This window comes from Streptomyces sp. NPDC001027, from assembly GCF_040299045.1.
Classification (GTDB): Bacteria; Actinomycetota; Actinomycetes; order Streptomycetales; family Streptomycetaceae; genus Streptomyces.
Map to the genome: position 1 here is coordinate 1 of NZ_JBEPBI010000312.1, position 7,435 is coordinate 7,435.

Here is a 7,435-nt window from a genome sequence, read left to right on the forward strand (position 1 = left end):
CGCCGCGTCCTGGCCGCCTTCGACGACTGACCTGCGACAGGCTGAAGATCGCTTTGTCTGTCGTTGCGCGCCTGGCGCACGTGCACTGCAACTGATCTAGCCGACGCACCCGCCAGGTCCAGCAGTTCGTCGAGCTCGAACAACGGCTGTCCCATGTCCTCGGTCAGGAGGTCTGGCAGGCTGCTGGGCTCGGAGCTTTCACGCCGCCGACGCCATCGAGGAGAAGTCGACCCATGTCGAGTCGCAGGTTGTGGAGCTCAACTCGCGGCTTGGTGAACGCGGCGAGGATCTCGGCAGCCACTCGGGCAACCAACCGCGAGCTGGTGTCTCAGCTCAGCAGCACCTCAGGCCGATGCCGGGTGAAGCCAGGAGTGGAAGTCACCGGGTCGTAGGCGAGGTCTGGCTGCTGTTGAAGATCCTGTCGAGGTGGTAGTGGAGTGCCGCAGTGGCAGACTCCGGCGTGCGCTGTCCGACGAGGATGCTGGTGCCCATGGTTGCCGTCATGGCGAGCAGGCTGATCGCCTCAGTGCGAGCGTCGGCTCCAGCATCGGCTTGGCCCGTCTCCTGTGCCTGTTGGATCAGTTGGGTGAGGGCGTTCTCGGCGGCGTCAGGGTTGTCGATGAATGGCTGGGCGGCGAGGGTCTCGTCGGTCACGGACAGGATCGAGTAGGAGCTGTAGAGAAGGTGGAAGGTGCGGCTCTCCTCGTCGGTCGGCAGCGAGGCCAGCAGCAGTGCCTCGATGGTCGCGCGGAGGCCCGGGTCTTGGCCGGCAGCGGCGAGGCGGGCGCCGACGCGTGCCGTGAAGCGGTCGGTCAGGTGTTGGAGGCCGTGGAAGAGCAGCTTTTCCTTGGTCTGGAAGTAGTACTGCACCAGGCGCAGTGAGACGCCCGCCTCGGCGGCGACGTCGCGCATGCCGACCGCATGCAGGCCCTGCCGCCCTGCGACCTGGATGAGTGCTTCAGCGATCTGGGTGCGGCGTTCGTCGTGGTCCACGCGCTTGGGCATCCGTGGTGTCTCCGGCCGTGGTGGGTGTGGGTGGGTTGCCTGCTCGCCGTCCGGTCCGGCTCGACGGCACCTTTTCATGGTACCGCCGTATCACCACCATGGTACGGTCGTATCACAAAGAGCGGATCTCACGGAGGTACCTCATGCCCGAGAACACGCCCGGAACGCGCCGTGACATAGGGCGCTACGTCAACGACCAGTTGCGCGACCGCTACTTCGCCGCCTGCGACGTGCTTTACGCGAAGGGCGAACCGATCCGCTCCGAGACCGACGTGGAGACGAGCTTCGGGACGACTCACGTCTACCGGTACGGCCCCGCGGACCCGGCGGCCGAGTCCCGCACGCCGGTCGTCCTGATCCACGGCTCAGGCGGCTGCTCCGCGATGTGGTACCCCAACACGGCCGCGCTCAGCGCCGATCGCCCCGTCTACGCCCTTGACACCCCCGGCGACCCGGGCCGCAGCATCCACCGCGCGCCGATGTGGCAACCCGAGCGGGCCGCCCAGTGGATGGACGAGGCCCTCGACGCCCTCGGCCTCGACAAGGTCCACCTCGTCGGCTCCTCCTACGGCGGCTGGCTCGTCATCAACCAGGTCCACCGCCGGCCCGAACGGATCGCCTCCGTCACCGCCCTCGACCCGGGCGGGCTGGAGAAGGTGGGGCTCCGTTTCTTCGTCTGGATCTTCGCCAGCCTCTTCGCCACCTTCGCTCCCAAGCGGCTGCGCCCGGCTCTCGCCAAGTGGCTGGAGCAGCCCGTCGTATCCGATCCGGATCTGCGCGCCTGGATCCAGGCCGGCGTGAAGGCCTTCCGGATACGCCGTCCCGCTCCACTGCCGCTGTCCGACGCCGAACTGGGCTCCATCCGGACGCCGTTCTACCTGATCATGGGTAAGCGCAGCCTTCTGGTGCACCCGAAGCGTCAGCTCGAACGCGTTCCTCGGGTGATTGCCGGCGCCCGCGCCGAGATCGTCGCCGCGACCGGACACGGGCCGCAGATCGACCACCCCGACCTCGTCAACGCCCGGATGTTGAGTTTCATGGAGGACATCGACTCCCTCCACCCGGCGACGCCCCGGGACGTCACCGACGCGTAGCCGGTGAGACATCCGGAACCACTCGCGGGGCGTCAAAGGGGGACAGCGAAAGCCTGGACCTCTCGACAATCGCTCGCCCCAGACAGAGAGCAGATGGGCCTCAGGGGGCAGCTGCTCATCATGCACCGTCAGGCCGGCCGTGAGTCCGAGTACGACTACTTCGACGCGACCCACTGGACCGACGAGTGGACCATGGACGGCCAGACCGCGCGGATCAGCATCTGGCACAGGCCGCTGCACGCGATGATCGAGGTTTTCACCGGAGCCGGTTTCCGGATCACCGTCATCAGCGAGCCGGAGCCTGGTCCAGCCGCCCGTGAGCTGTTCCCGAAGCCATCGTGGCCAAGCCGCGCTTCCTGTGCTTCCTGTTCTTTTCTTCGTCCTGCAGGCGGACTAGCATCCGGACGCTTCCACCACCGCGTCACTGGCGTCAGAAAGTACCTGCCGAGCAGTCTCACTTCTCACCTGCAGAGCCGTGCGGCGACTCAGAGGCTGAACAATCTGCGGCTTCAGGGAAGTTCGTGGGAAAGTAAGCTCCCGGCCGGTAGGACGGGCCTGTCCTGGTGGCGTTGCCGACCGTGAACTTGAGAACGATCAGTCCCGGTTGGCCTCATACGAGGCGGGCTGTGTCCTCCTGCGGGAGGACCGGCGGGTGATGCGCCTGGTCATCAGTGTGATCGCGGCCCAGGTGATCAAAGATTCCGAGTGCTGGATGAGCCGTTCGTAGTCCCGGGCGTGACGGCGGGCTTGCATGATCCAGGCCAGGCTCCGCTCCACAACCCAGCGACGGGGCAGGATGACGAATCCGGTGGCGTCCTTCGGACGGCTGATGGTCTTGAGCGTCGGGTTCAGGTGGGCCTTCGCCCAGGTCACGAGCTGTCCGGCATAGCCGGAGTCGGCCCAGACGATGGTGATCTCAGGATGCATCAGCCGCAGCCTGAACAGGACTTCCTTCGCGGCGTCGCGGTCGGTCGTGTCGGCAGGGGTGACCATCACGAACAGTGGCAGGCCCTTGGTGTCGACGACCAGGTGTCGCTTGCATCCGTTGATTTTCTTGGCGCCGTCGTAGCCGCGCGAGTCGCGCCCGACGGTCTCGGCGGCCTTGACGGACTGGGAGTCGATGACGGTGGCGACCGCGCCGGGGGCTCGGCCCATCTCGCGGCGGATGCGTTTGCGCAGCTGGTCGCGGATCTGTCCGACGACTCCGGCGGCTGCCCAGCGGGCCATGAAGTTGTAGCAGGTCCGCCAGGGCGGGAAGTCCCTGGGCAGGGCTCTCCACTTGCAGCCGGTGTCCACGACGTAGCGGATGGCGTCGACGATCTCGCGGCGTGGGTGCCTCTCGGGGCGTCCCCCCTTGAGGGACTCGCAGGCCGGCGGCGGGAGGAGGGGCTCGATGAGGGCCCATTCGTCGTCGTAGGTGTCGGAGGGGTAGCAGCGGTGCCGGGACAACTCAACCTCCCTTCCGAAGGCGGGGGTTGGGGGACGGCCGTGCCGTCCCCAAACCCGGTCAGGTGTTGATGTACTCGGTGATGATGTCGAGCGTGGACTCGACCGAGCCGAGCTGGGTGTTGAGGTGTTTGATCCACCGTCCGTTCGGCTGGAGAGCGGCGTGCGGGCCGACGACGGCGGTGATGAACCGGCGGATCTCGGTGAGCTTCTCCCTCACGATCGAGAGTTCGTATGCCTGGAGTTCGGCGGTGTCGGTGCAGAAGCGGTAGCCGTCCTTCTTCGTCCAGATCAGGGGCGGCCAGCCCCGTTCGGAGATGATGTCTCGCAGGCAGGCCAAGCCCGCGCGGGTCTGGCTGGGTGTCAGCTCGCCGGAGCGGACGAGCTGGGGGAAGGTCAGCCCGGCCGGGCGGGCCTCGAAGAGCACGAACCGGACGGTGTCGGCGTGCCGCTGGGAGGCTGCCGATCTGCGCTCGGAAGGGCGTGGCACCGGCTATTCGCCTTGCAGGAGCCGGGCCAGTTCGCCGTCGACGTCGACCTTCCCGGTGTCGACGGCCGTCTCGATCCAGTCAAGGGTGGCCCGCACCCGGGCGACGTTCTCGTGAACCAGGACGCGTTCGTCGTCACCGAGTTGCCGGTCGCGTAGACCCGGGACGACACGGCCGGCCGCCACGACGAACGCGTGGCAGGCGGTGACCAGGTCGAGGAACTCCACCGAGCGGTCGATCGCGCGGATCGCCGGGGCGAGTGGGTTGTTCTCCTCGAAGTCCTCGCGGGCCTGCTGCCCGCGTTCGACCTGGGCCCGGTTGACCTGGTGGCGGGCGGTGTCGTCGCCCATCGCCTTAAACGCGACGTCCGGGCGGCGCAGCAGACCGGTGGTCACCTCCGCGGCGACGGTCTCGTCCCGGGTCAGCTCCTCGACGACCTTCACCTTGTCGGCCGCTTTGACCTTCGCGACGACCGCGGGGCGCCGCAGGATGTCCGGGGCGATCGCGGCGGCGACCTCGTCCTCGCGGGACAACTCCTCCACCGCCCTCACCTTGTCGGCGGGCTTGACCTGCGCGACTACGGCCGGACGGCGCAGCAGGTCACCGGTCACCGTCGCCGCGACCTCCTCGTCCTTGGCGAGCGTGTGGATCGCGCTGACCTTCTCCTGCGGGGTGACCGGCTTGACGACCTGACGGCCGGCCCGCCGGTTCGCCTCGTCCGGCGTCCACCGCGACTTCCCCGCCGGCGGGGTGCCGATCGCCTCGAACCGCTCCTCCTCGTCCGCGATCCCCGCCAGGATCCGGTGGACCGTGTAGGAGACGCCGGCGACCCGGCGATCCTCTGGCCACCTGGAAGCCGTCCACCTCGTCTGGTTCACCATCGAGTACGACACCCCGATGTCCTCGGCCAGCCGGAACAGCGACTCCTTCACCGTGAACGGCGCCTCGCTCCTCTCCTGGCCGCCGTACTCGCGCATCGGCTCGACTTCCATCGCGTAGTCGCCGATCGCGAACTGGATGCGGCTGGCCGTCTCCACCAGCTTCCGCAGCTCCGCCACGATCTGCGCGTATCGGCTCGCGCTGACAGTGCCGACCCTGTCGCCGTCGCCGGCCTTCTCGATCTCCTCGGGCACTGTTCTCACCCCAACCCGCGGGCCGGGCACGGCCGTTGACCGTGACGAGACACAGCCCGCCTCTCGAACCCGAGAGTCAGACCGAAAATCCTATGATCACAACGATTGGCCGGAAGTGACCGGTATTCAATCAGAAGTGCGATTCGTGCGTGTTCGCGCAACGGTCACCGTGACCGTTCGCCGTACGAATCCTTCCGGGCCCTCCAGGCCCTTGTCACGCACCGCCGCGAGCGGTAAACGGCGTTCGACCGCCGGTCCACCCCCACCACCCAAGTCGCCCCGCAGACCAGGCACTCGGCCAGCCCGTCGCCGCCCAGTTCGGCCGCCACCCGCCTCCGTAGCCGACGGACCCGACGCCACTGCCTGGCACGACACACCGCAGAACAGAACACCGCATCGGGCCGCGCCCCCGGCCTCAGCCGTTCACTACAGCCCCCGCACACCCGCTCTCCGGTCCGCCCGGCACCCTCGGACACCCGGCCAGCCTAGGCGTCAAGGCTACCCAGAACCGGAGATATGGAACAGGCACTGAGCTTGTCCTTTGTGGTCTGAGTCGGTTTCGTTCGGTGATGCTCTCGGGTCGTTTCACGGTCTTGCCCACGTCGTAGCGGGTGGGCGGGCCGCCGGTTCTTCGAGCCAAGTGACCTGCCTGGTCCGGGTGTTGAGGGCTTCGGTGCACGAGCCGGGCAGATGAGATGTGGGCGGAGGTTTCTGAACCCCCGGCGGACTCGGGCCGGGGTGAGCCGGCCGGGCTCGGCGGGCTTCTCCCACGGCCGCCGCAGATCGGCGGCGGCACTGCGCAGAATGCGGATTTGGGTGTGTGCGGCGATGATCAGCCAGGTCCAGCGCTCGCCTGCCTCGGGGGTACGGAGCTTCGGGCGGGTCCACCCGAGGGTCTGTTTCATCAGCCGGAAGAGGTGCTCGATGTCGAACCTCCTCAGGAACGCCTGCCAGCGCACGTCGACGTCCTGGCTGTTCAGGCCGGTGGCGGAGGACCAGAGCCAGAGCGGGAGCGGGTCGCCTCCGCCAGGCAGGCGGTCGACCTGGAGGCGGATCAGCGTGCCTTCGATGATGGGGAGTTCGCCAGTGTGGTCGATCCACGCGGAGCGGGTGGTCAGGCGGGGGTGGATGCGGTCCCAGGCCATCGCGTGGACGGTGCCGTACCGGTCGGTGACCTGCACGGAAGCCGCGTCCGGCTTGCCCCAGGTGTCCGGTTTGGCGAAACGGAACTCCTTGCCGTGCTTCGGCGGTCGTCCGCCCTGAGGATAGGCCAGGGCGTACTCCTTGGGCGAGGGCGTCGGCCGTCGCATGACGCGGTCGGCGCGCATCCGACCCAGCACTTCGACCGGGAGGCCGTCGAGGAGGTGGACCATGCGCGGGGCGTCGTAGCCGACGTCGAAGACGATGAGGATGTCGCGGTCGCCGACGTGCCAGCGGCCCATCTCGATCAGGTCCTCGACCACCCGGCGCAGCTGCGCGGCGGTGACCTCGGCGACGTCGTCCTCGGGGCCGAGACGGACAGCGTACAGGAGCTGACACCAGGACGTCCGGCCCGATTCGAGGGCGGCGACGAAGGAGTACAGCCAGCCGGGGATGAACTGGTCCGAGGAGCGTCCGCTGCGGCCGTAGACGTGGCAGAACAGGCGGTCTGCGCTGGTCGGCGCGGTCGGGGCGGAGCCAGTTGCTGACGTCGACCGCCAAGACCATGCGCCCGTCGGCGGCCTGCGGCATCGGCAGACCGGCCAGCACCTGCCGCAGCCGGGGCACGTCGACGGTCCCGCAGTTCAGCGCCTCGTGCATCGCGCCGTGCCCACGCCTGTGCTCGGCCACCAGCGTCAGGTCCACCGGCGAGGTCACCGGCCCGTCCGCGCACAGCAACGCGTCCACAAGCTCGAACAGTTCGTCCCCGCGCGCGGTCAGACAGTCGAATAAGTCCTCGCGGAGGCGTGACGCTTGCGCGAACGCCTCCCCGGGACCCGCGTCAGGCAGCAGACTCACTCTCACGGCCTTCGTCTCGATCGTGCACCTTGGTCGGAGCACATGATCAGGCGAAAGCCGCTGCAATCTCCGAAGAATGGCCGACTGGGCAGCGTAGTTCGAGGCACATTTCGACACCGGATGCCCTATGGAACGGCCGCTGGGACAGATTGCTGCTGGGGTGGGCTGGTCGAGGACCGGTAGGGTAGCGCTCTTCGGGCGGCTCAGCCCCTGGAGTCCTAGGTCGTGTCTTCAATTGATCTTGAGTGGTGGATCATGGTCGGGTGATACG

General features: G+C 67.9%; 5 protein-coding genes and 2 pseudogenes. 2 read left to right on the plus strand and 5 right to left on the minus strand.

All coding sequences use genetic code 11. From position 1 onward, the window contains the following. Nucleotides 1–378 precede the first annotated feature (378 nt). Complete coding sequence (locus ABT300_RS39025; RefSeq protein WP_351686423.1) at nt 379–1,005, minus strand: TetR/AcrR family transcriptional regulator; 627 nt, start codon at nt 1,003–1,005, stop codon at nt 379–381. 143 nt (nt 1,006–1,148) lie between these two features. On the opposite strand from ABT300_RS39025, the gene ABT300_RS39030 reads away from it, so the two are divergent. Then, the gene (locus ABT300_RS39030; protein ID WP_351686426.1) at nt 1,149–2,099 is read left to right on the plus strand and encodes an alpha/beta fold hydrolase; all 951 of its coding nucleotides are present in this window, start codon (nt 1,149–1,151) and stop codon (nt 2,097–2,099) included. A gap of 117 nt (nt 2,100–2,216) precedes the next feature. Beyond that, a pseudogene (locus ABT300_RS39035) lies at nt 2,217–2,473 on the plus strand (SAM-dependent methyltransferase); the annotation flags it as partial. A gap of 220 nt (nt 2,474–2,693) precedes the next feature. On the opposite strand, the gene ABT300_RS39040 reads toward ABT300_RS39035, so the two are convergent. The 4 genes and pseudogenes from ABT300_RS39040 to ABT300_RS39055 all read right to left on the minus strand — a co-directional run. Then, on the minus strand, nt 2,694–3,548 hold the full coding sequence (locus ABT300_RS39040; protein ID WP_351686429.1) for an IS5 family transposase: 855 nt from the start codon (nt 3,546–3,548) through the stop codon (nt 2,694–2,696). Nucleotides 3,549–3,606: 58 nt separating this feature from the next. After that, the gene (locus ABT300_RS39045) at nt 3,607–4,035 is read right to left on the minus strand and encodes a RacP protein (protein WP_351686432.1); all 429 of its coding nucleotides are present in this window, start codon (nt 4,033–4,035) and stop codon (nt 3,607–3,609) included. 3 nt (nt 4,036–4,038) lie between these two features. Then, nucleotides 4,039–5,166 (minus strand): DUF6192 family protein, encoded by a 1,128-nt coding sequence (locus tag ABT300_RS39050; protein WP_351686435.1) that lies wholly within the window; start codon nt 5,164–5,166, stop codon nt 4,039–4,041. 544 nt (nt 5,167–5,710) lie between these two features. Then, nucleotides 5,711–7,164 (minus strand): annotated as a pseudogene (locus tag ABT300_RS39055) (NF041680 family putative transposase); the annotation flags it as partial. Nucleotides 7,165–7,435: the final 271 nt, after the last annotated feature.

Bases quoted from the DNA above. Each gene is read 5' to 3' on its own strand.
- ABT300_RS39025 (WP_351686423.1), bottom strand. From the start codon at position 1,005: ATGCCCAAGCGCGTGGACCACGACGAACGCCGCACCCAGATCGCTGAA.
- ABT300_RS39030 (WP_351686426.1), top strand. From the start codon at position 1,149: ATGCCCGAGAACACGCCCGGAACGCGCCGTGACATAGGGCGCTACGTC.